This window comes from Desulfosarcina alkanivorans (assembly GCF_009688945.1).
GTDB lineage: Bacteria > Desulfobacterota > Desulfobacteria > Desulfobacterales > Desulfosarcinaceae > Desulfosarcina > Desulfosarcina alkanivorans.
Map to the genome: position 1 here is coordinate 3,591,861 of NZ_AP021874.1, position 22,099 is coordinate 3,613,959.

At 59.7% G+C, this 22,099-nt stretch carries 18 protein-coding genes; 13 read left to right on the forward strand and 5 right to left on the reverse strand.

From position 1 onward, the window contains the following. Positions 1-32: 32 nt before the first annotated feature. Positions 33-893: a DUF4238 domain-containing protein gene (locus DSCA_RS15860; RefSeq protein WP_155317352.1), complete on the reverse strand. Its 861-nt coding sequence runs from the start codon at positions 891-893 to the stop codon at positions 33-35. Positions 894-2,132: 1,239 nt separating this feature from the next. Between DSCA_RS15860 and DSCA_RS15865 the strand changes: the two genes are divergently transcribed. The 3 genes from DSCA_RS15865 to DSCA_RS15875 are packed head-to-tail and all read left to right on the forward strand — an operon-like array spanning position 2,133 to position 7,958. Beyond that, positions 2,133-3,599, forward strand: coding sequence for a TolC family protein (locus tag DSCA_RS15865; RefSeq protein WP_167527800.1), 1,467 nt, complete (start codon positions 2,133-2,135; stop codon positions 3,597-3,599). Then, the gene (locus tag DSCA_RS15870) at positions 3,596-4,741 is read left to right on the forward strand and encodes an efflux RND transporter periplasmic adaptor subunit (RefSeq protein ID WP_155317354.1); all 1,146 of its coding nucleotides are present in this window, start codon (positions 3,596-3,598) and stop codon (positions 4,739-4,741) included. Before DSCA_RS15865 ends, DSCA_RS15870 begins: the two co-directional genes overlap by 4 nt. Then, positions 4,734-7,958, forward strand: a complete 3,225-nt coding sequence (locus DSCA_RS15875) for an efflux RND transporter permease subunit (protein ID WP_155317355.1) — start codon at positions 4,734-4,736, stop codon at positions 7,956-7,958. Before DSCA_RS15870 ends, DSCA_RS15875 begins: the two co-directional genes overlap by 8 nt. Before the next feature lie 444 nt (positions 7,959-8,402). Here the strand turns inward: DSCA_RS15875 and DSCA_RS15880 are convergent, their stop codons facing one another. Then, entirely contained in the window at positions 8,403-8,924 is a 522-nt protein-coding gene (locus tag DSCA_RS15880; protein ID WP_155317356.1) for a hypothetical protein, read from the reverse strand. Between the two features lie 536 nt (positions 8,925-9,460). On the opposite strand from DSCA_RS15880, the gene DSCA_RS15885 reads away from it, so the two are divergent. The 9 genes from DSCA_RS15885 (at position 9,461) to DSCA_RS15925 (ending at position 18,662) form a co-directional block, all read left to right on the forward strand. Next, positions 9,461-9,670, forward strand: a complete 210-nt coding sequence (locus DSCA_RS15885; RefSeq protein ID WP_155317357.1) for a hypothetical protein — start codon at positions 9,461-9,463, stop codon at positions 9,668-9,670. A 52-nt stretch (positions 9,671-9,722) separates the two neighbouring features. Continuing rightward, a complete protein-coding gene (locus DSCA_RS15890; protein WP_155317358.1) occupies positions 9,723-10,553 on the forward strand; it encodes an amino acid kinase family protein in 831 nt (276 codons plus the stop codon). 335 nt (positions 10,554-10,888) lie between these two features. Further along, positions 10,889-11,782 carry a LuxR C-terminal-related transcriptional regulator gene (locus DSCA_RS15895; protein WP_155317359.1) on the forward strand — a complete coding sequence of 298 codons (894 nt, stop codon included), beginning with the start codon at positions 10,889-10,891 and terminating at the stop codon, positions 11,780-11,782. Positions 11,783-12,002: 220 nt separating this feature from the next. Then, a complete protein-coding gene (locus DSCA_RS15900) occupies positions 12,003-13,187 on the forward strand; it encodes a class I SAM-dependent methyltransferase (RefSeq protein ID WP_167527801.1) in 1,185 nt (394 codons plus the stop codon). 113 nt (positions 13,188-13,300) lie between these two features. Further along, positions 13,301-13,687, forward strand: a complete 387-nt coding sequence (locus DSCA_RS15905; protein WP_155317361.1) for a pyridoxamine 5'-phosphate oxidase family protein — start codon at positions 13,301-13,303, stop codon at positions 13,685-13,687. Positions 13,688-13,839: 152 nt separating this feature from the next. Next, the gene (locus DSCA_RS15910; protein ID WP_155317362.1) at positions 13,840-14,790 is read left to right on the forward strand and encodes a YbgA family protein; all 951 of its coding nucleotides are present in this window, start codon (positions 13,840-13,842) and stop codon (positions 14,788-14,790) included. A 65-nt stretch (positions 14,791-14,855) separates the two neighbouring features. Continuing rightward, the gene (locus tag DSCA_RS15915; RefSeq protein ID WP_155317363.1) at positions 14,856-15,599 is read left to right on the forward strand and encodes an SDR family oxidoreductase; all 744 of its coding nucleotides are present in this window, start codon (positions 14,856-14,858) and stop codon (positions 15,597-15,599) included. A gap of 556 nt (positions 15,600-16,155) precedes the next feature. Further along, positions 16,156-18,366, forward strand: coding sequence for a catalase/peroxidase HPI (gene katG / locus DSCA_RS15920; RefSeq protein ID WP_155320448.1), 2,211 nt, complete (start codon positions 16,156-16,158; stop codon positions 18,364-18,366). A 98-nt stretch (positions 18,367-18,464) separates the two neighbouring features. Further along, positions 18,465-18,662: a hypothetical protein gene (locus DSCA_RS15925; protein ID WP_155317364.1), complete on the forward strand. Its 198-nt coding sequence runs from the start codon at positions 18,465-18,467 to the stop codon at positions 18,660-18,662. Between the two features lie 57 nt (positions 18,663-18,719). On the opposite strand, the gene DSCA_RS15930 is transcribed toward DSCA_RS15925, so the two are convergent. The 3 genes from DSCA_RS15930 to DSCA_RS15940 are packed head-to-tail and all read right to left on the reverse strand — an operon-like array spanning position 18,720 to position 21,441. Beyond that, positions 18,720-19,739: an Ldh family oxidoreductase gene (locus DSCA_RS15930; protein ID WP_155317365.1), complete on the reverse strand. Its 1,020-nt coding sequence runs from the start codon at positions 19,737-19,739 to the stop codon at positions 18,720-18,722. Beyond that, positions 19,730-20,170, reverse strand: a complete 441-nt coding sequence (locus DSCA_RS15935) for an aconitase X swivel domain-containing protein (protein ID WP_155317366.1) — start codon at positions 20,168-20,170, stop codon at positions 19,730-19,732. Before DSCA_RS15935 ends, DSCA_RS15930 begins: the two co-directional genes overlap by 10 nt. After that, positions 20,170-21,441, reverse strand: a complete 1,272-nt coding sequence (locus tag DSCA_RS15940; protein ID WP_155317367.1) for an aconitase X — start codon at positions 21,439-21,441, stop codon at positions 20,170-20,172. The genes DSCA_RS15935 and DSCA_RS15940 overlap by 1 nt, the downstream gene beginning before the upstream one ends. A gap of 373 nt (positions 21,442-21,814) precedes the next feature. Between DSCA_RS15940 and DSCA_RS15945 the strand changes: the two genes are divergently transcribed. Further along, positions 21,815-22,015, forward strand: a complete 201-nt coding sequence (locus tag DSCA_RS15945) for a cold-shock protein (RefSeq protein WP_155317368.1) — start codon at positions 21,815-21,817, stop codon at positions 22,013-22,015. Positions 22,016-22,099 lie beyond the last annotated feature (84 nt).

Genomic DNA, 22,099 nt, shown 5'->3' on the forward strand with positions numbered 1-22,099 from the left:
AAAGCGCACGTTCATGGAACAACTAAATTCATTCATATTGCGTTTTTTTGGGCAAGTCGATTTTCGATGAATCGTCGTGGTGATTCATTGGGCGCATAGATGCGTACCCGAGTTTGATTAACTGAAGATTCATTTAAACGCACGGCCAAATCTCTTGGACGCTGGTTTCGCATTACCTTGGCCACTTCGTCACTTCGGGTTGCCATAAACGCTTTTCGTGGGTGAATTGGTAACGCAATAACACAATTAGGATCATCTATACCGTGAACGAATATACAAGGATGATCTGATAGTAATAGGTCATATGGAGCTTTGCTAAAATCCCAAAGCCACCATTTCATCTTAAGAATCTTGGTGCATATTTCTGGGTTATCTACTAACTTATGAAAGAATGATAATCCAAAGTTTTCAATGAGTCCCGGATATTGTTCCTTTGTCCATTCTTCAAGTGTTGGAGCATCTTCAGGAGCTGCAAGCTCCTCATATTCCTCTGGTTGATCATTCAAAGTAGCTTTGAGGTGTTGGGCCGATTCGCGCTTAAGCATTTCCACAATGTCGGGCTGACGGAGCCGCAACGACATTAAGAATCGCGCCCAATCCATTCTATCTTCGATCGTAAGAGACTTTAGACCATCTTTTTCTAGTTTGTTCCGTATACGCGCAGCATTATTGTCGATAATGCTAAGAAAGTGTTTTTCGACTGCCTGCTTCTCCATGCCTGCAACCTTTTCCTGGGTGAGTGCGTATAAGTCGTGATCGAATCCAGTGTACTTCGGTGTGTGCGGCTTTGATGGAATGCCTTGTATGTCTATCCGAAAAACCATCAGTTTTCCGTTAGGCGAATTTTCAGCCCATGGCTTTTGGAGAAACTCAGGTACGTAATGATGGCGCATTCAATGCCTACTTAATCAATTTACTCAACATACACTAAGGGGCAAAACCTTTCATTTCTAAAACACATAATATGGTTTAGACTGCCCAATAGACGCCTTATTTTACGTCTATTTAGCAGACGAAATCGTATTATGCATCAAATCAGTTGCATAATACCCGTGTATAACGGTTTATACGACTGATCAGTCGTATAATAATTTGACTATTATTAATGGGTGGCCCATTAAAATGGGCGGACCCACCTTGATCTTTAAGCGCATTCCATGAGCTTCTAGGAATGCGCTAATTAAAACAGGTGCCGTCTTTCAATAGCAGCTGAAGCTACGATATAAATCGAAAAAACTTTGCGCTGTCTGGTCAGACATTAATGGCAGGAACCCGGCGGAGCGGCAGCGCAAAAAATGCGGTTGATGCCATTGCCATTCTTTAGAACTTGAGAAGAGAAAACCCAATTTATTACGGGCACAAATATTTAAGATCAAATATGAGCATAAGTCAACAAAAACACAAAGGATCACCCTAGGTAACCCCATTTGGAAATTTGACGATTTGAATAATGATTTTACCCCCCTCACCCTGCCCCTCTCCCCCAGGGGGGCGAGGGAACCCTGCCAGCACCGACGTTCATCCAAGGGGACGGATTCCAGACCGCGACGCCCTCGCCCCTGGAGGGGTGAGGGCCATGATTAAAAAGAGATCTGCAGACACTTTCTCCAAATGCGATTCCCCTGTTGCGAAAACAATTCAGACTTGCATCCACACGGCAGCGGCGTTACCATGAGTCTGTCGTATCGTGCTGAACGCCCCGGGAATGGCGAACCATGCCGATTCACACCGGCCAACCATCGTGGGGATGGCGCCGGGCCGTGGGTTCTTTTGACGATCAAAGAATAATCTTCGCGCCTGTAACCGGAAGGTGGTATCGGGCTCTAACAGGGTAGTGAAAAGCCTTTGCGTCTGCCCATAGGGCGCTGGAATTCGGTTCAAAATACTCATTTAGCAACGATGAAAGATTCGTGAACGATTTGAAATCGTTCCTGTTTTTGTCGTCCCCGCGAAGGCGAGGATCCAGTATTTACAGTCACTTATAGATTACCGCCGCCGCGGGAATGACATGTCTGGTAACTTTTTGGGAAACTGTCATTATTGGATGCTCTGCGGTTCGCTTTTACATCTGCATTTCAGGTCAGGTTCGCTGCAGCGCGTTACCTGACAACTTGAAAGTGAGGAATCAGGAAATGCCAAGATCCCCGGTGTTGATCGTGCTGGCCTGCGCCCTGCTGTGGCCCGTATCGTTCGTCGGTTGTACCTCCCAGAACACCTACCGCTACGACACGATCAAGACGGAATATGCCGACCTGGCCTGCAACCTGGGCGAAAGCCGGGCGGCGGATGCGCCTGCGGCCACGTGCGCGGTCAACAGCAGCCTGACCCTGCAGGACGTGCTCGACATCGCCCGGGACAACAACCCGGACCTGCTCATGGCCGTGGCGCGCATCGAACGGGCCCGGGCCCTGCTGGAGAAATCGGCGGCACCTTTTTATCCCCAGGTGAACGTCTACACCGAGTACATCCAGGGCGACGCCCCCTCGGCCTACCTGTTTCGGACCATCGACCAGCGCAAACTTCCCCCCGGGACCGACTTCAACGATCCGGGATGGTTCGAGAACTATGAAAGCGGCGTCAGCGCCGGCATCAACCTGTTCAACGGCGGCCGGGACAGGCTTAACCGGGAAATGGCCAGAACCGGGCTGACCATTTCTCAACTGGACCGCGACGCCATCGAAAACCAGGTCATGGCCACGGCCATCGGCGCCTATTACGATGTCCTCGCCGCCGCAAACTTCACCTCGGTGGCCAAGGCCTCCGCGGAAACCACCCGATCCCAGCTGCGCATCATGGACATCCGGTTCCAGTCGGGCGGCGCCCTCAAAACCGATCTGCTCTCCCTTCAGGTGAGGGTAGCCGAGACCGAAGAAATTCTCGTCCAGAGCCGCAACCGGCAGCGCCTGGCCAAGGCGGCGCTGGCCGAAATTCTCGGGGTAGAGCCCGAGGTGCCTTTCGGCCTGGCCGAAGCCGCGCCCAGCGCCATCGAAGTGCCCGGGGACCCCTTTTCAGCCCTGGACTACGCCCTGGTTCACCGGCCCGAACTGGCCGGCGTCCGTGAAAAACTGCGCCGGTCAAAAATGGCCGTGGATGCGGCCCGGGCCGGCTACCTGCCCCAGGTGGATTTCACGACCCGCTACTATGCCGACGATCCCGAGATGAAATACAGCAGCGACCGGGACAACTGGACCGCCGGCCTCTACCTGAACTGGAAGCTCTTCGACGGGTTCGCCACCCGCAGCGACCGGGCCGAGGCGCTTTCCCAGCTGCAGGAGACCATGGCAGCCGACCGCAAGACCCTGCTGGCCGTCAAGTTCGATGTCAAGAAGGCCTACCTCAACCTGGACGAATCACAGCAGCGGCTGAAAGTGGCCACCTCCAGTGTCCAAACGGCCCGGGAGACATACCAGCTGGTCAAACGCCAGTACGAGGGCGGGTCGGCAAACATCACCCGCTACCTGGAATCCGAACTGGCCTACAACCGGGCCAGAATGCGTGAAACCACCGCCTATTTCGACCGGGAAAAAGCCCGCGCCCAGATCGCCCGGGCCATCGGCTACTGGACCGGTAATCGTCACCAAGGAGGAACCACCCGATGAAAAAGAATCCCCGGTTCACCGGCTGGCCGACCGGCCTGTGCATCGCCGCCGCAATGGTGCTGCTCGGCGGGTGCGACAAGATCGAACCCGGTGTATTTACCGCCGTGGAAAAAGCGCCCTTCTCCCCCGGTCGAACGGCCGCCGCCGAGGTGCGCGAGACCGACCAGGTCTACGAAGCGGTGGGCACGGTGCGCCCCAGAACCGAAACCCGCATCGAGGCCCGGGTCACCGGCCAGGTGCTGGATGTACGGGTCAGCCCCGGGGACCCGGTCACCAAGGGCCAGCTGCTGGTTTCCCTGGACAGCCGCCAGATGACCTCGCGCCTGAATCAGGCCAGACAGGCATTGAAAACCGCCGAAGCGGGCCGTGAGCAAGCCAGGCACCTGCTGGAGGGGGCCCGGGCGGGCTTCAAACAGGCCAGGGCCAACTACGACCGGGTCAGGCGCTACTTTGACTCCCAGGCCGCCACGGCCCAGGACCTGGAGCAGGCCGAATCCACCTTCCGGCAGGCCGAGGCGGGCGTCAAACGGGCCGAAGAGGGACTGGCCGCCGCCAAAGCCGGCATCCTGCAGGCCCGGGCGGTGGTGGACGAAAGCACCATTTCCATCGAGTACACCCGCATCCTGGCCCCCGAGGACGGGGTCGTTCTCAAACGCTTTGTGGAGCCCGGCGACCTGGCCCTGCCCGGCAAGCCCCTGTTGGCCCTGCGCACCTCCGGGGCCATGCGGCTGGAGGCCTATGTCCGCGAGGGGCTGATCACCCGGGTGGAACCGGGCGCGTCCCTGGACGTCGACATCGAGACGCTGGACCGGCTGGTCGCGGCCACCGTCGAGGAAATTGTCCCCTATGCGGACCCCAACTCCCGGACGTTTCTGGTGAAGGCCTCCATGCCCCCGGTCGAAGGCCTCTACCCGGGCATGTTCGGCAAGCTGCGCATTCCCGTGGGCCGGCAACGGATCGTCACCATGCCGTGGGCCGCCGTCCGGCGCGTGGGCCAGCTGGAACTGGTTCACGTGAAAGCCGGCGACGGCTGGCAGACCCGCCACGTGAAAACCGGCGTCCGTCTGGGGGATGCGGTGGAGGTCCTTTCCGGGCTGGACGGCAGCGAAACCCTGGGATGGGAGGTGTCGGACAATGGCTGATCTCCCGTCGGCACCCAAGGGCGTCATCGCCGGGGTGGTTCACCGGTTTCTCACCTCGCAGCTGTCCATCATCATGATCATCCTCTCCCTGTGCCTGGGTGTGGCCGCGATCCTGGTCACGCCGCGGGAAGAGGACCCCCAGATCGTGGTGCCCCTGGCCGACATCTATGTCAGCACGCCGGGGGCCAGTGCCGAGGAAGTCGAGAAGCTGGTGGCCACGCCCCTCGAACGCCTGCTCTGGCAGATCGACGGCGTGGAGTACGTCTACTCCATGTCCAGCCGGGACATGGCCGTGGTCACCGTCCGGTTTTACGTCGGCGAAGAGCGTGAGAATTCCATTTTAAAGGTCCACAACCGGATCGCCATGTACCAGGACGAGGCCCCCCCCATCGTCCGCGGATGGGTGGTCAAACCCGTCGAGATCGACGATGTCCCCATCGTCAACCTGACCCTTTTCTCCGACCGCTACGACGACCATGAACTTCGCCGCATTGGAGAAGAGGTCCTGGCGCGGCTCTCGGCGGTCAAGGATATCTCGCGCACGCAGATCGTCGGCGGCAGAAGTCGGGAAGTCCGCGTGGAACTGCTGCCCGAACGCATGGTCGGCCTGGGCGTCTCCCTGCCCGAGGTCCGCCGGGCGCTGATGGGCGCCGATGCGTCCGTGACGGCGGGCACCTTTTCTCGGGCCAACCGCAGCACCACCGTCACCGCCAACGCCTTTCTGGCATCGGCCGGCGAGGTGGGCGCCCTGGTGGTGGGCGTTCACGAAGGGCGTCCGGTCTACCTGAGGGACGTGGCCGCGATCGTTGACGGCCCACAGGAGGCGGCGGTCTATTCCCGCATCGGCTACGCCCACCATTACCGCAGCCAAAACGGCCTGGAAGAGACGCCCCGGTCCTATCCGGCCGTCACCCTGGCCCTGGCCAAGAAGAAGGGAACCAACGCGGTCACCGTCGCCGCCAACATCCTCGACGAACTGGAAATCCTGAAAAAGGAGATCATCCCGGACGGCGTCTGGGTGGAGACCACCCGCAACACCGGGGATACGGCCCAGCAGAAGGTCAATGAACTGCTCGCCTCCCTGGCGTTTGCCATCGTCACCGTGGTGGTGCTGCTGGCCTTTTCGCTGGGGTGGCGCGAGGCCCTGGTGGTGGCCCTGGCGGTGCCGATCAGTTTCTCCCTGGCCCTTTTCGTCAATTATCTGTTCGGCTACACCATCAACCGGGTCACCCTGTTTGCCCTGATCCTCTCGCTGGGCCTGGTGGTGGACGATCCCATCACCAACGTGGACAACATCCAGCGCCACATGTTCAGCGGCATCCGCGGTCCCATCGACAGCGTGCTCTTCGCCGTCAACGAGGTGCTGCCGCCGGTGATCATGTCCACCATCGCCATCATCCTCTCCTTTACCCCGCTGTTTTTCATCACCGGCATGATGGGCCCCTACATGGGCCCCATGGCATCCAACGTGCCCATGACGGTCATCTTCTCCACCCTGTGCGCCCTGACCATCGTCCCCTGGATGACCTACCTGCTGCTCAAAAACCATCCCGTCACAGCCGGGGCCGGCAGCGGGGGTCCGCAGGCCGCCACCGGCACCCGCATCCACCGGCTCTACCGGGCCGTGGTCGCGCCGTTCCTGGTGTCGCGGACCCGGCGCTACGGGCTGCTGGCCGCCATCCTGATCCTGCTGATCGTTCCCGTCGGCCTGGCCGTGTTTCGCCTGGTGCCGCTCAAGATGCTGCCCTTCGACAACAAAAACGAATTCCAGATCGTGGTGGACATGCCCGAGGGGACGACCCTGGAGGCCACCGATGCCGTGGTGCGGCAATTCGAGAGGTACCTGCGCACGGTGCCTGAAGTCACCAGCGTGGTCGCCACCGTCGGCGACGCCTCGCCCATCGATTTCAACGGACTGGTGCGCCACTACTACCTGAGAAAAGGCCCCCACCTGGCCGATCTCCGGGTGAACCTGGTCGGCAAGAACCGGCGCGCGCAGCAGAGCCACGCCATCGTGCTGCGGTTGAGAAAAGACCTCGAGCGGATCGCCCATGAGAACCGGGCCGACATCAAACTGGTGGAAACACCCCCCGGCCCGCCGGTGATGTCGACCCTGGTGACCGAGATATACGGCGACAAGGATGTTTCCTACGGCCAGCTGATTAACGGCGCCGCCCACATCAAGACCATCATGGCTGCCGAGCCCTTCGTCACCGACATCGACGACTCGACCGAAGCCGACAGGGAGCGGATCGATTTCGTGGTGGACAAGGAAAAAGCCGCCCTGCACGGGGTCTCCACCCGGCAGATCATCGAGACCCTGCGCATCGCCCTGTCCGGCGACACCCCGGCCACGCTGCACCTGCCCGGGGAGCGCCAGACCCTGAGAATCAACACCATCCTGCCCCGGCAAAAGCGCTCCGGCGAGGTGGAATTGAGCCAGGTTCCCGTGAAGGGCGCCGCCGGCGCCATGATCCCGCTGGCGGAACTGGTCACGCCCGTGCATATCGCCCGGCAGCAGCCCATCTACCACAAAAACCTGGAACGGGTGGTGTTCGTCACCGGCGAGATGGCCGGCCGCGCCCCCGGCGAAGCCGTGCTGGACATGATCAAACGGCTGCGTTCCGATCCCATGCCCAGGGGCACCCGGGCCGAGTGGGCCGGCGAGGGCGAGTGGAAGATCACCCTGCGGGTATTCCGGGACATGGGCATCGCCTTTGCCGCGGCACTGACCGGCATCTACATCCTGCTGATCGTGCAGACCGGCTCCTTTTTCATGCCCATGCTGATCATGATGGCCATCCCGTTGACCCTCATCGGCGCCATGCCCGGCTTCTGGCTGCTGAACCTGGTCACCGGCAAAACCGTGGGGGGCTTTGCCGACCCGGTTTTCTTCACAGCCACGGGCATGATCGGCATGATCGCTTTAGGCGGCATCGTGATCCGCAATTCCATCGTGCTCATCGAATTCATCCAGGACGCGATCAAAGAGGGGCTCCCCTTTGACGAGGCGATCCTGCAAAGCGGCGCCATCCGCATGCGCCCCATCCTGCTCACCGCCGCCACCACGGCCCTGGGGGCCTGGCCCATCACCCTGGATCCCATCTTCTCCGGGCTGGCATGGACCCTGATATTCGGCCTGCTGGCCTCCACGGTGTTCACCCTGGTGGTCATTCCGGTCACCTATTACGCCCTCTACCGGCACCGGCACGATTGAATCGGGTCGGGATCTGTCCGTTTTGCGGGGGGATGGTAATAAAGTTTTTTCAGGCCACGGGTCAGTGTTAAGTTTTACGTTTGACGGACTCGTAAAAAGTGCCCGGCTCGTCATGCCGGACCTGATCCGACATCTGTATATATTGAAGACAACAGGTTTCGACATTTGCCGGGATATCGGGACAACTGGGATGGTGACTGATAGGGAACGAATCAGAACAGGATCGTTTTTCGATAGGAGCGGCTTTTCGGTTTTTTCGGATATATGGCCATGGGTGGGCTGAAAAAGCTTTTTACGAACTCGGCAAACGTAACACGTTCACGAAACGAGCCTGGAGTTACCTTAGCCCCTCCAAACCGGACCTTGTGGAGACCCATCAATTAAAAACCACTTATCCGAACCGATACCAACCAAGTATAACAGAACGGCATTGGGTGGCCAACACTAAGCCGGGAGATTGACCACCCGGCAGCCGATGACCGCCCCGGCGTAATGCTCCTCGATCTTGGCCCTGACACCGGCCGTGTATTTGGCCCGGAAGAGCCCCTGTTCCATGTCAAAAAACTCTTTCTGGTGATGTGCGTACCGGTATCCCATGGTATGCCCCGCGGTCCAGAAGATCCCGATAAAGGGGGCCGTGGTCTCGATGATGCGGATGACTTCAATCAGAGAGGCATTGTGGTCGTTGCCCACCGGCACCAGCCCGGCGAGTTCGGTCTGCTCCCGGGGCTGGCTGTCCAGCCGCCGCAGGGTGCGCATCTGTATATTCAGCGTATGCTCGGAGACGCCCATTTCCGCCCACGCGTTGACGGCGCTCCCTTTTTTGAGAACGGCCTTGCACCAGGCCAGGGAGGCGGCGGTACAGATGCCCTGGGAACCGCCTGAATCCTGCGTATAGGGGTTGGTGAGCGGAAATACCTGTTTTGCCGTCATGTTGCCGTGCCAGAATTTTGCGCCCCACACCATTGGCAATCTCCTTTGCGTCAGGGTCCGTTTCAATTGTTCGACCATCGTCACTGGGATGGCCGAGGGGTCACTGTCATCATGGATAAGTGGAATTATCAGGTGGGTCCTGATTTAGTCCACATGGGACCTTGATGTCAAGAACTACATAATATTATTCATTTTTCTATCTCCATACCCGCACGCCCCAACCGCATACCACGGGGAAGGCCGGGGGACCCCGGTATTTTTCCCCCATGGCGGCCTCTCATCCGGGGCATGTCAGCAAAAGGTTCAGGAATCCGCCGAAGGCGCTACGGTGTCGTTGCCGCGGGCCGAAGGGCCCGGTTGGTATGGGGCCGATTTTTCCCGGACCAACCGTTGACCCGGCTTTCGCCTGACGGTCGATAACCGATAAGCCCTGCTTTTAACCCCGTGGACGGACATCACGGCGAGGCAAAAATGTGTATTTTTCCGGCTCTTTACACTGCCTCATTCCTGTCTTACCATTTCGGGATACTTGTTGGGCACATTCGCCTACCACAAAAAAGGAGACAACCATGAGCGGACAAATTTTCTATCGTGAACGGCTGAAGGTCAAAGACGGATCCAAGACGCCCCGTTTTAAGGTGGCAGGGGTGGCCGGTGTGGATCTCAAGGTATACGCCGACCATCTTCGCAAGGGAGAACTCAAACAGATGGCCGATGCCGTCGGTGCGGACCTGGTGGAACTGAAAGGCGGCGGCGGCAGCGGCAAAAACAAACAATAAGGACGCCAACCCGGACCGCTCCACAGACGCAACCCCATAGCAAGGAGAAGCCATGCCCCTGGTCAGAGACAAGGACGGAAAACGCCTGCATGTGAAAAGCCGGCTCATGGGTGAAAGCCTGGTGAGCAAGGAATTTATCGACAGCCTGGACGTCGCTCCCCAGGAGCGCCTCTACCCGGATGTGGCGGTGATGAAAATAGGCGGTCAGTCCATATGCGACCGGGGGGTCAAGGCACTGCCGGGGATCCTCAAGGAGATCGTGAAAATCCGCCGGCAGCACAAGATGGTGTTGACCACCGGCGGCGGCACCCGCAGCCGCCATATCTACACCATCGGCCTGGAGATGGGCATGCCCACGGGCATCATCGCCAAATTCGGCAGCATGATCTCCGAACAGAATGCCCTCATGGTGGCCACCCTGCTGTCACCGTGGGGCGGCATCAAGATGTCCCATGCGGACATCGTCAAACTGCCCACCTATTTTGCCGAAGGCATCATCCCCGTCATGCACGGTATGCCGCCGTACGACTATTTTGCCATCAAACCCAAAACCGGCCGAATCCCCATCCATCGCACCGACGTGGGCCTGATCATCCTGGCGGACCTGATCGGCTCAGAAACCGTCCTCTTCATCAAGGATGAGGACGGCCTGTATACGGCCGATCCCAAAAAAAAGCCCGATGCCGCGTTTATCCCCGAGATCGGCGCCCGGGATCTTATGGAAAGGGACATGGACGACCTGGTCATCGAGCGGCCGTGCCTCGAAATCATTCAGAACAGCGAGGTCATCGATCGGGTGCAGATCATCAACGGCATGGTCCCGGGAAACATCACCCGGGCCATGAACGGCGAGCATGTGGGCACCTTCATCTACCGGCAGTAGCGCTCACGGCAAAAAAAGCGAGTCCGGTCTGACCCATCGGCAATGGGTCAGATGTCATCCGGAAGCGCATCACCGGGGCCACCCGGAAGGGTTGACGCATGTGAGATCCCGCATGCAAATCTGTTGTCGGGGCATTCCCGGCTCCCACAGCTAAGGGCTTGGCCCATCCCCCGGCGGTTGCGGGAGCAGGCCACGACCGCGAAAAACAGGAGATCGATCCGAATGCGGGCACTTTCCAGTGCCCCGCGGAACCCTGTTGTGACCGCCGATGGCTTGTGGTAAGATTTACCTGTTCGCTGATTATCCCTCCCGAAAACCAACCAGATGGTGGATCGATGAACGAAACGACGAATGGTGACCGGACTCCCTTGTGTTACTCCAGCGAAGAGGCACGAACGGTGCTGGATTCCCTGTCCGCCCACATAGCCATCGTGGACGAAAATGGCGTTATCCTGGACACCAACCAGGCCTGGCGTGATTATGCCGTTAAAAACGGTATGCCGGAAGGTTACGACTCCATCGGGGATAACTATCTGGCGATCTGCAACGCCGCCAGAGGGGAGGAGGGCGCCCACGCCAGGGTGGTTGCCAGGGGCATTGGCGAGGTGATCGGCGGGCAGGTCGACGAGTTTCTGTACGATTATCCCTGCCACAGCGATGACGGCCCCCACTGGTATTACATGCGGGCCATCAGAATGTCCGGGGAGGGGCCGCTTCGGGTGGTGGTCAGCCATGAAGAGATCACGGCCCTCAAGCTGACCGAAGAGGCCCTGAAAAAAAGCGAGGTCCAGCTGACCGCACAGAAAGTTGAACTTGAAGAGGCCAACATCGCCTTGAAGGTCCTGTTGAAACAGCGCGAAGGCGACAAGGCCGAACTGGAACAGAAGGTCATCTCCAATGTCAAGGACATGGTGATGCCCTACGTGGAGAAGCTCAAGCGGGTCAGTCTCAAGCCCAAGGACAAGACGGTGGTCGATATTATCGAATCCCACCTGCAGGACATTATCTCACCGATGATGCAGAAGCTGGCCAATGCCAGCATTATCCTGACCCCCCAGGAAATTCAGGTGGCATCCCTGGTCAAGGACGGCAAGGCCAGCAAGGAAATCGCCGGCATCCTGAACGTTTCGGAAACCACCGTCCATTTTCACCGTAAAAACCTGCGCAGGAAATTTGGACTGAGCAACAGCCAGACCAACCTCAGAAGCTACCTGATTTCCATTTCCTGAGACAATGCCGCCGGCGCCGGCGGGGTGTCCACCCTCGCCCGGCGGCCGCCCGGCCCCTCCAGATCTTAACCCCGCGAGCCCGCCGGTGGATATGACGCGACGGCCCGCGATGACAGGTTTACCCCCCTACTCAACCGTCAGCCAATTCACATGGTCTCCCGCTGGTGCTGTGTTTAGTTTTAGAACTAACGGAAAGCATTCATACGAAGTGGAGGAAACCATGGAAACGATCAACATCGACAGTGTCGCCGACATCGTCTTTCAGCTCAAATGGAAGAGTGAGTACGCCGATCATCGTGAGTACTATGCCGCCCGGGGCATCAACCTGTGGCGGGACTGGCTTCCCGACAGGGTGCGGCGGTCGTTGACCGGAATGCATGCCTGGGAACAGGCATCGGTCGACTTTTCCGCGGGAGACCTGTTCGGAAGCAACGGCGGCCCGCTGAAAATCGACCGCAGGCGATTCTCCATGGACCCGAGGGCCGGCAGGTTCTACCCCAGGGGCCGGCTCAGCGGCCTCCCGGGGGTTTTTCCGCAGAACATGCAGCCCTTTCGCTGCGTGGGGGTCAACAACGGACACATGGACATAGACATGGCCCACCCGCTGGCGACCTACCCGCTGTCCCTGTCCATGACCACGGGGCAGATATCAGACAAAGATAACGAGCGCGGCGGCAGCAGCGTGGACTGGGTGGGTCTGCTCACCGAAGGGCCCGGCATGCAGGCCCGCTGGCAGAGCACCCCCACCGATTTTTTCGACAGCGACGCGTTTACGAGGCGGAATGAACAGACCGACGGCCGCTTCTACAGCAAGCCGAGGCTGGTGCACCACCTGGACGAAACGGCCCGGGAAATGGTCGCAGACGTATACAAGCGCTTTGTCGGGGATGGCATGCATGTGCTGGACCTGATGAGCAGTTGGGCAACCCACCTGCCGTCAACGGTCAAGCCCGGGAGCGTCAGCGGCCTTGGCATGAACCGTACCGAGCTGGAGCAGAATCCGCGGCTGACGGACAGCCAGATCCGCGATCTGAACATCGATCCGCAGCTGCCTTACCGGAATGCGTCTTTTGATGTTGCCATCTGCAGTGTATCCGTGGAATACTTAACCCGACCGCTGGAGGTATTCTCCGAAGTGGCCCGGGTGCTCAAACCGGGCGGCACCTTTGCAGTCACATTTTCCAATCGCTGGTTCCCGCCCAAGGTCGTTCGCGTGTGGGAGAAGATCCACGAATTCGAGCGGATGGGCCTGGTCATGGAGTATTTCATACGCAGCGGCGCGTTCGACAACCTGGGCACCTATTCCATGCGCGGCCTGCCCCGTCCGAAAAACGACAAATATGCGGGGGAGCTGCTCCTGTCTGATCCGGTCTATGCGGTGTGGGGAACCCGGAAATCCGCTTAGACCGACCTCCGGCGGCAGGCAATGACGCCATGGCCGGATGGGGGCCACGATCCATCATCCCCGCAACCACAGCATATCGACTGAATACGAAAACGCAACGTGAGGAGACAACGATGAACCTGAAGACCTATTTTGATGACACCAAGGGGTTGGGCGTGCTTTCCACGGCTGATGGAGACGGGCGGGTCAACGCCGCCGTATATGCCCGTCCGCATGTAATGGAAGATGGTTCGATAGCGTTTGTCATGCGCGACCGGCTGTCCCACAGCAACCTGACGTCCAACCCTCACGCCGCCTTTCTGTTCCGGGAAGAGCGCCCCGGCTACAAGGGCATTCGCCTTCACCTGACCAAAACCCGTGAAGAGAGCGGCACCGAACTGGTCAAGGACCTTTGCCGGCGATGCCGGATCGACGACAAACCCGACACGGTCCGTTTCCTGGTCGTTTTCACCGTCGACAAGGAGCTGCCGCTGATTGGTGCCGGAGACGACCATCCCTGACACCGCTCACCCGGTTTCCATCAATCGGGCAGGCGGGTTGCCGTATACGGACCATGGCGGTTAACATCATCGGATTCAGGGGATTCATACCCGGATGATATTTTTTCTTCTAACCGATTTCAACGCCGGGATAACCGGAGTCAGGTCGAACCATGACATCTGCAATCAGGATCGGTGTCAGCAAATGCCTTTTGGGAGAAAAAGTCCGTTTTGACGGCGGGCATAAACACGACCGCTACATCACCGGGACGCTGGGTCAGTACTTCGAATTCGTTCCCGTCTGCCCGGAAACCGACTGCGGCCTGGGTATCCCCAGAGAAGCCATGCGGCTGGAAGGTGATGTCCGCCATCCGCGGCTGGTCACCAACAAAACCGGCATCGACCGGACGGAACAGATGATGTCCTGGGCGACGCACCGGTTGGACCAGCTTGAAAATGACGATTTGTGCGGCTTCATCTTCAAAAAGGATTCGCCCAGCAGCGGTCTCTTCCGCGTCAAAGTCTACAACCGGCATGGACAGCCTGCCAGGACCGGCAGGGGCATGTTTGCCGCCGCTTTTACGGAGCGGTTTCCCCGTATCCCCGTGGAAGAAGAGGGCCGGCTCCACGATCCCGGACTGAGGGAGAACTTCATCGAGCGGGTGTTTGCCCTGAAGCGCTGGCGGGAAACGTTGGCGGAGAAAAAGGCCATGGGCCGGCTGGTCGCTTTCCACACCCGGGAAAAGCTGTTGCTCATGGCCCACAGCCCCAAGCATTATCGGGAAATGGGGCAGCTGGTGGCCGGCGGCAAGCAGGTCGATCCGGTCACACTGTACGACCGGTATGAAGGCATGCTGGTGGAGGCGCTGAATCTCAAGGCCACGGTCGCCAAAAACACCAATGTGCTCATGCACATCATGGGATACTTCAAAAAACAGCTTTCCGGCGATGAAAAACAGGAACTGCTGGAACTGATCGGCAATTACCGCAAGGGCATCCTGCCGTTGATCGTTCCCGTGACCCTGCTGAACCATTTCGTGCGTAAATACAGTCAGCCCTATCTGTCCGACCAGACCTATCTCAAACCGCACCCGCTTGACCTTCAGCTGCGCAATCATGTTTAGGGCGGCCCATGGATGAGGCCGCGCCCTGCCGGAGCGCCGCCTTTTCGATTGGATAAGGGAGACACATGACCACCGAAGAGACCGTCGCATTGGTGACCGGCGCCAACAAGGGCCTTGGACTGGAAACCTGCCGTCAGTTGGCCCGTCGGGTGATAACCGTACTGATGGGGGCCAGGGACATCGAACTGGGCCGCGATGCCGCCGGCCGATTGAAGTCCGAGGGCCTGACGGTCGAACCGGTTCAGCTGGACGTGACCCGGGCCGACCACATCGCACAGATTGGAAGCGTCATCGAAACCCGCTTTGGGCGGCTGGACATCCTGGTCAACAATGCCGGTATGATTCACCCGGAGGAGTCCCTGTTCGCCAACAGTTCGGAGCAAATCTCCCTCCAGGCCTTGAGGGAAACCTTCGAGGTCAATTTTTTCGGCCAGGTGGCGCTGACCCAGGCGCTTTTGCCGCTGATCAAAAAAAGCCCGGCCGGCCGCATCGTCAACGTCTCCAGCATCCTGGGCTCCCTGACCCTTCACAGTAAGGAATCTTCCGAGGCAACCCAGATAAAGCCCCTGGCCTATGACGCCTCCAAAACGGCATTGAATCAGTTTACCGTGCACCTGGCCGCGTCGCTGAACAGGACGCCCATCAAGGTCAACGCCGCACATCCCGGCTGGGTAAAAACTGATCTGGGCTCCCGGCGGGCACCCATGGGCGTGGAAGACGGCGCCAAAACCGCCGTTCGTCTGGCGACCATCGGCCCGGATGGACCCACAGGAAAATTTTTCCATTTCAATGAAGAGGTTCCCTGGTGAAAACCGTGCGCCCGTTTCGAAATCAATGACCGCCTTACGATACCCTATGGTTGGTTGGCCGTCTGCCTGTGCTGTGAAAGCGTGCGTCGCTTTAACATCGCCCGGGGGATTTGAGCGACAACCCATTTTTATCATAAGATATTCAACCGCTTCACCGCCCCGGAAATAGATGGTTGACCATAGGTTGAAAATATACTAATTGATAATTAATATCTTTTAGGTTTTATTATTAAAGTCGCTATCGCGTCCGATTTCTTTGAATACCCATACGACTGAGTTGCCCGTGCACATATTGCTTGAGGCGGCCACGCGGATTTGTTAGAAGGAACCTGCATGCCGGTCATTGGGAAACCCGTTAATTGGCTGCAGCGCCCCCATCAACATCAAATCCTTCTTTTTTCTTCTGCTGAAGCGCCACCGTGAGTGCACAAAACCCAGTAACGGTGAGTGGCTGCGATTGGATAGCGGCAGGCCCCGGTTTTCTCTATCGGCAAAAAGCAACATGGGCCGTCGACCCCGGACTTTATCCGAAAAACCAACTGAAAAGGAGGACCTTATGAATGCAGAAAGCAAGTGCCCGGTAACGGGCAAAGTCAGCAACCCCACTGCCGGCGGTGGCACCTCGAACCGTGACTGGTGGCCGAACCAGTTGAACCTGAGAATTCTTCATCAGCACTCGCAGATGAGCAATCCCATGGGCGAGGCGTTCAACTACGCCGAGGAATTCAAGAAGCTCGATCTGGAGGCCCTGAAGAAGGACCTCTATGCACTGATGACCGACTCGCAGGAATGGTGGCCGGCCGATTGGGGGCACTACGGGGGACTCTTCATCCGGATGGCGTGGCACAGCGCAGGCACCTACCGCATGGGCGACGGCCGCGGGGGCGGGGGGTCCGGCAACCAGCGATTCGCGCCGCTGAACAGCTGGCCGGACAACGTGAACCTCGACAAGGCGCGCCGGCTGCTCTGGCCGATCAAACAGAAATACGGCCGGAAGATCTCCTGGGCCGATCTGATGATCCTGGCCGGCAACTGTGCGCTGGAGTCGATGGGCTTCAAGACCTTCGGCTTCGGCGGCGGGCGCGAGGACATCTGGGAGCCGGAAGAGGACGTCTACTGGGGTGCCGAAGAAGAATGGCTGGCGACGAGCGACAAGCCCATGAGCCGCTACAGCGGCGACCGTGATCTGGAAAACCCCCTCGCCGCCGTTCAGATGGGGCTGATCTACGTGAACCCGGAAGGCCCGGACGGCAACCCGGATCCGGTCGCTTCCGGCCGTGACGTCCGCGAAACCTTCGCCCGTATGGCCATGAACGATGAAGAGACCGTCGCCCTGGTCGCCGGCGGGCATACCTTCGGCAAATGCCATGGCGCCGGCGATGCCGCCCATGTCGGTCCGGAACCCGAGGCCGCCGGCATCGAGGAACAGGGGCTCGGCTGGAAAAGCGGCTTCGGCAGCGGCAAGGGCGGCGACACCATCAGCAGCGGCATCGAGGGAGCCTGGAAGCCGAACCCGACCCGATGGGACATGGGCTATCTCAAGGTGCTGTTCAAATACGAATGGGAGCTGGTCAAGAGCCCGTCCGGTGCGAATCAGTGGCTGGCCAAGGACGTGGATGAAGCGGACATGGTGGTTGACGCCCACGACCCGTCGAAAAAACACCGTCCCATGATGACCACGGCGGACCTCTCGCTGAAGTTCGACCCGATCTACGAGCCGATCGCACGGCGCTACCTGGAGAACCCCGAGGAATTCGCAGACGCTTTCGCCCGGGCGTGGTTCAAGCTGACCCACCGCGACATGGGCCCCCGCTCTCGCTATCTCGGTGCCGAGGTCCCGGCAGAGGAACTGATCTGGCAGGATCCGGTGCCCGCAGTCGATCACGAGCCGATCGACGCGCAGGATATCGCCGACCTCAAAGGCAGCCTCCTCGCATCCGGGCTGTCGGTTTCCCAGCTGGTCTCGACCGCCTGGGCGTCGGCATCCACTTTTCGCGGCTCCGACAAGCGCGGCGGGGCCAACGGGGCACGCATCCGCCTTGCGCCGCAGAAGGATTGGGCGGTCAACCAGCCCGAACAGCTCAAGACGGTGCTGGGAACCCTCGAGGGAATCCAGAAGACGTTCAACGACGCGCAGTCCGGCGGGAAGCGGGTGTCGCTGGCCGATGTGATCGTTCTGGGCGGTTGTGCCGGTGTCGAACAGGCGGCCAAGGCTGCCGGTCACGAGGTGGCGGTTCCCTTCACGCCCGGACGCACCGATGCGTCCGAGGGGCAGACCGACGCGGCGTCATTCGCCGTTCTCGAACCGTCCGCGGACGGATTCCGCAACTTCCAAAAGAAAAAATATGCCGTCTCGGCAGAGGAGATGCTGATCGATCGGGCGCAGCTGCTGACCCTGACCGCCCCTGAGATGACGGTTCTCGTCGGCGGGTTGCGTGTCCTGAATGCCAACGTCGGAGGGTCCCCGCACGGCGTTTTCACCAGGCGACCCGAGACGCTCACCAATGACTTTTTCGTGAACCTGCTTGATATGAATACGGCGTGGAAGGCCGCCTCGGCGGACGAAGACGTGTTCGAGGGACGTGACCGCGCGAGCGGTGAACTCAAGTGGACCGGCACCCGTGTGGACCTTATCTTCGGTTCGAACTCCCAGCTCCGGGCCCTGGCGGAAGTCTACGGATGTGAGGACGCCCAGGAAAAGTTCCTGCACGACTTTGTAGCCGCGTGGAGCAAGGTCATGAACCTTGACCGCTTCGACCTGGCCTGATCGATTAGACGTCAACACACTGGCATAAAAACGGATTCAACCGGGGACCCCGGGGGCCTCGACGCCCCCGGTCCCTTAACCTTTCAGGAGACACAGCAATGGCGGAGAAAAAATTCAAACAGGTGTGTGAGTGCAAAAACTGCGGGAACGAGGCTGAAATGGTCATTACCTGTTCCCTGGAAGAAGAGAAGGCGGCGGCAACGCCTCGTGTCGTCCCCAAGGGCGAGGGCAAAACCGAAGGGCATGCCGTGTGCAGCCATTGCGGCGGAGAAGCGGATATCTGGCTGGACGTCTGAACCCTTTTTAGGCCGACCGTCCGAAATGGCCCTCGAAACACGGACGCGCCTGACAGTTCAAGATTCGTGGTTCAAGCGGTCCAACTGATCCACGGTTGACGGTTCGACATCGACCGTGCCGCGCTGGCGGCTCATTTTCTCCTTTCGATGGCTCCGATCCCCGGGAACGGCAACCCGGTCCGCCCAATCGGCGGGCGTCTCCCTGCGCAGTTGCCGGCACATATCGGAAACCGCCGTTTTGAAAGCATTCCTGTCCCCAAAGCCGGCAATGTCCAGGGCCAGGACCAGGCAGCCATATTCGTGGGGATGCCATCCCGGGGTCTGCAGTGTGCTGAGCCGGCTTTGCACCAGGGCACCGGTGAGCACTTCGATCAACAGGCTGATGCCGAACCCCTTGAAGCCGCCGCCGATGGGCAGCAGATTGGCCACCCCGTCGTCGGAAAGCGCCTCCCGGGCAACGGTGGTGGGCCTGCCGCGGCGGTCCACGGCCACATGGTCCCGCAAGGGGTTTCCTTTTTCCCTGGCGTTCTTGATCTCGAAAAAGGGAATTTCGGTGGTGGCCATGTCCAGGCAAACGGGATCGTCGGCCGTGGGGATGGCGTAGGCCATGGGATTGGTGCCCAGCACCCCGCGGGTGCCGCCGAAAGGAACGGTGCACCCGGTGCCGCCGTTGAACAGGGCAATGCCGATCAGGTCCCGTCGGGCCAGACCGTCGGCCCACATGTTCAGGGTAATCACCCCGGCGGAATTGTGAAAACCGACGGCCGCCAAACCCAGCCGCCCGGCCCGCTCCGCCAGCGTATCGTGAATGGATTTTATTTTCAGGGATGGCGCCAGGCCATTGAAATCCAGTACCGTGACGGCCCCCCTGTCCACCAGGGGGGTCACCTCATGGCCCGTATGGTCGCGCCAGACCGCCAGATCGGCCACGGCTTCGGCCAGCGGATTCATGCGGGGCGATTTCTTCAGATGGGCCTGCATGCAGAGCGCGGCGAAATAGTCCGCTTCCCCGGGCGAAACAAACCGCCGCGCGGTTGCCGCCAGCCGGCCTTCAAGCTCATTGATGTCTATCTGCATCGGCAGCCTCCATCCCCTGATCCCCCGATCAGCGTAATTTCACCCCGATCCCCATCGACCCGCACCCGGTCGCCCACGCTGATGATGTCGAACGGGTCGTCCTCGAGGTCCGTGACCATGGGTACGTTGAGTACGGCCGCCGTCACCGCGGTGCGGGAATCGAGATGGGGAAAGACCAGCGCCGCCGGGCCGAATCCGGCCACCTGGGCCGCGTGAAAAAAAATGGACCAGCCGTTGGAACCGCGGCTGCCCTCCAGAATCAGGACGCTGCCTTTGAGGCGCATGCCTTCCAGGGGGTGGCCGGGCTCCTTCACCCTGCCCGTATGAACGTCAATTCCCCCCCAACCGGTAATGGTCCGTCGGCTGATCAGTGCCGGCCCCTCGGCGACGCCGCCCAGGGCCCCCCTGCCGCGAATGACGATCGATGCCATCAGTGTCCCTCCCAGGTTCCGCTGATTGCCGTTTGCAGGCACTGGTCCAGTGAGCCGTAATAAAGCTGTGCATCCGTCTCCTGGGCTGCCGACAGGCGCTGTTTGGCCGAATCGTAGGCCGCCGTGCGCACACCGGACGGGTACCCGCGGGTCGACGGGCAACTGCCGGTGAGCACCCGGGCCCCGGCGTTTTCGATCGTTTCCGTGTAGCCGCAACGATCGGCCATATACTTGAACGGGCCGGCGGTCCACACGTGAACCACGGTATCGGGATGAATGCGCCGGCCATCCAGGAACGCGGCGATGCGACGAAGTTCATCGATATGATAGTGGGGGCAGCCCAGGGAGATATAGTCGATCGGCCCCCGCGGGTTGCCGTTGAGCCCATCGACGGATTCGGCCGTATCACGGTCGGAAACGATGATGCGGCCCTGTTCCGGGTTGCCGCCCAGCGCCTGATCGATGCTGCCCGCCTCCGGGGTGATCCCTTCCAGGTGGCAGATCTCCGTACCGGCCGTGCAGGCCAGCGAGGCAAAAAAGGCTTTGAGCCGGATGGCATCGGGGCGTGCAAAGTCGCCGGTCAGAACAGGCACGGCCATGGGCGGCAGCTGCCTGCCCAGGGCATGGCCCAGCACATCCCAGTCGTGCACCGATTCAGGACGGGACCGGACCGCCACCAGGTGGGTGGCCCTGCGGTTCTCCGGCAGGTGCAGGCCCCACAGCGGGGTGTAGCCGCACACGGCGGCGCAGAAGCTGGCTTCGATGCCGTCCCCGTTTCCGCAGGCGCCCCAGAGACTGTTCAGAAAGAGAACGGCACTGGATTCACAGCTGACGAAATGCTCCCCGGCAACTGGAATGAAACCGAGCAGGTAGGGCACGCAGGTGCCGCTGAGGACGACCCCCGCATCCACGAAGCGACGGAGCATGGCCAGGTTCTGCACCTGCCGGTTCGGCCCGGCCAGCATGTGTCCCGGTAATTCGGTGCAGTCCACCTCCACGCCGCTGTAACAGATGCAGCCCCGATTCATTTTCTCAAGGCGGGCCGCCTGCGTGGTGCAAAGGGCCATGGTCGAGAATATCCGGTCGAAATCATCGGACACGGCCACATCCAGATAGTGGTGGGCGCCGCAGAACAGATCCGCCCAGGTGACCCGGCACAGCCGCTCTGCCCCCAGTACCCCGGCGTAGCGTACGATCAGCGCCATGGCCTTTTGGGGCGCCCGGCCACCTTCGCCATCCAGGATGGCCTTTTGGGTATCGGTGAGTTCCATCGGTGTCCTTCACCTTTCTGGCAGGTTTATGGACGCATATCCCCCTTTGAAAAAAAAGGCAACCCGGCCGGCCGACGGGCTTTCAGGAAAAGCGCGTGCAATCCACGGGGAAATGACCTATGATGGACTTAATTTCAGCCATGTTCGGCAGCGGTCGGCACGGGACACCGGCAGGCCGCCGGATACGCCGAAAAAACGAGTGGGCGCGCCGCAACCAAAGCGGTGACCCCATACCAACGGGTAAATCCTCGGATTTGTGCATTCCTCGGTATATATCCTGGAGACGGCCTGATCGGGTCGATGATCGGGCATTCTTTTTCAGGGGGACATCCTGAGCCACTGCGCAAGGACAAAAACAAAGGAGAGTTTGCTGATGGAAGGTCACATTAAATGGTACGATGAAAAAAAACGGTTCGGGTTCGTCACCACCCAGGAAAACGAAGATATTTTTCTACATGTTTCGGGAATCAAGGAATACGGTCATTTCGGCCTTCAGCGGGACGACCGCGTGGAATTCGAAATCAAGGAAACCGCCAAGGGCAAACAGGCGGTCAACTTAAGGCCGGTCAAATAATATTCCTTTCAGCCCCGGCAGGCACCCTTCCATCCTGGACGGGGTGCCTTTCTTTTTGCCCCCGCCCCGATCTCGTCTCCTCAC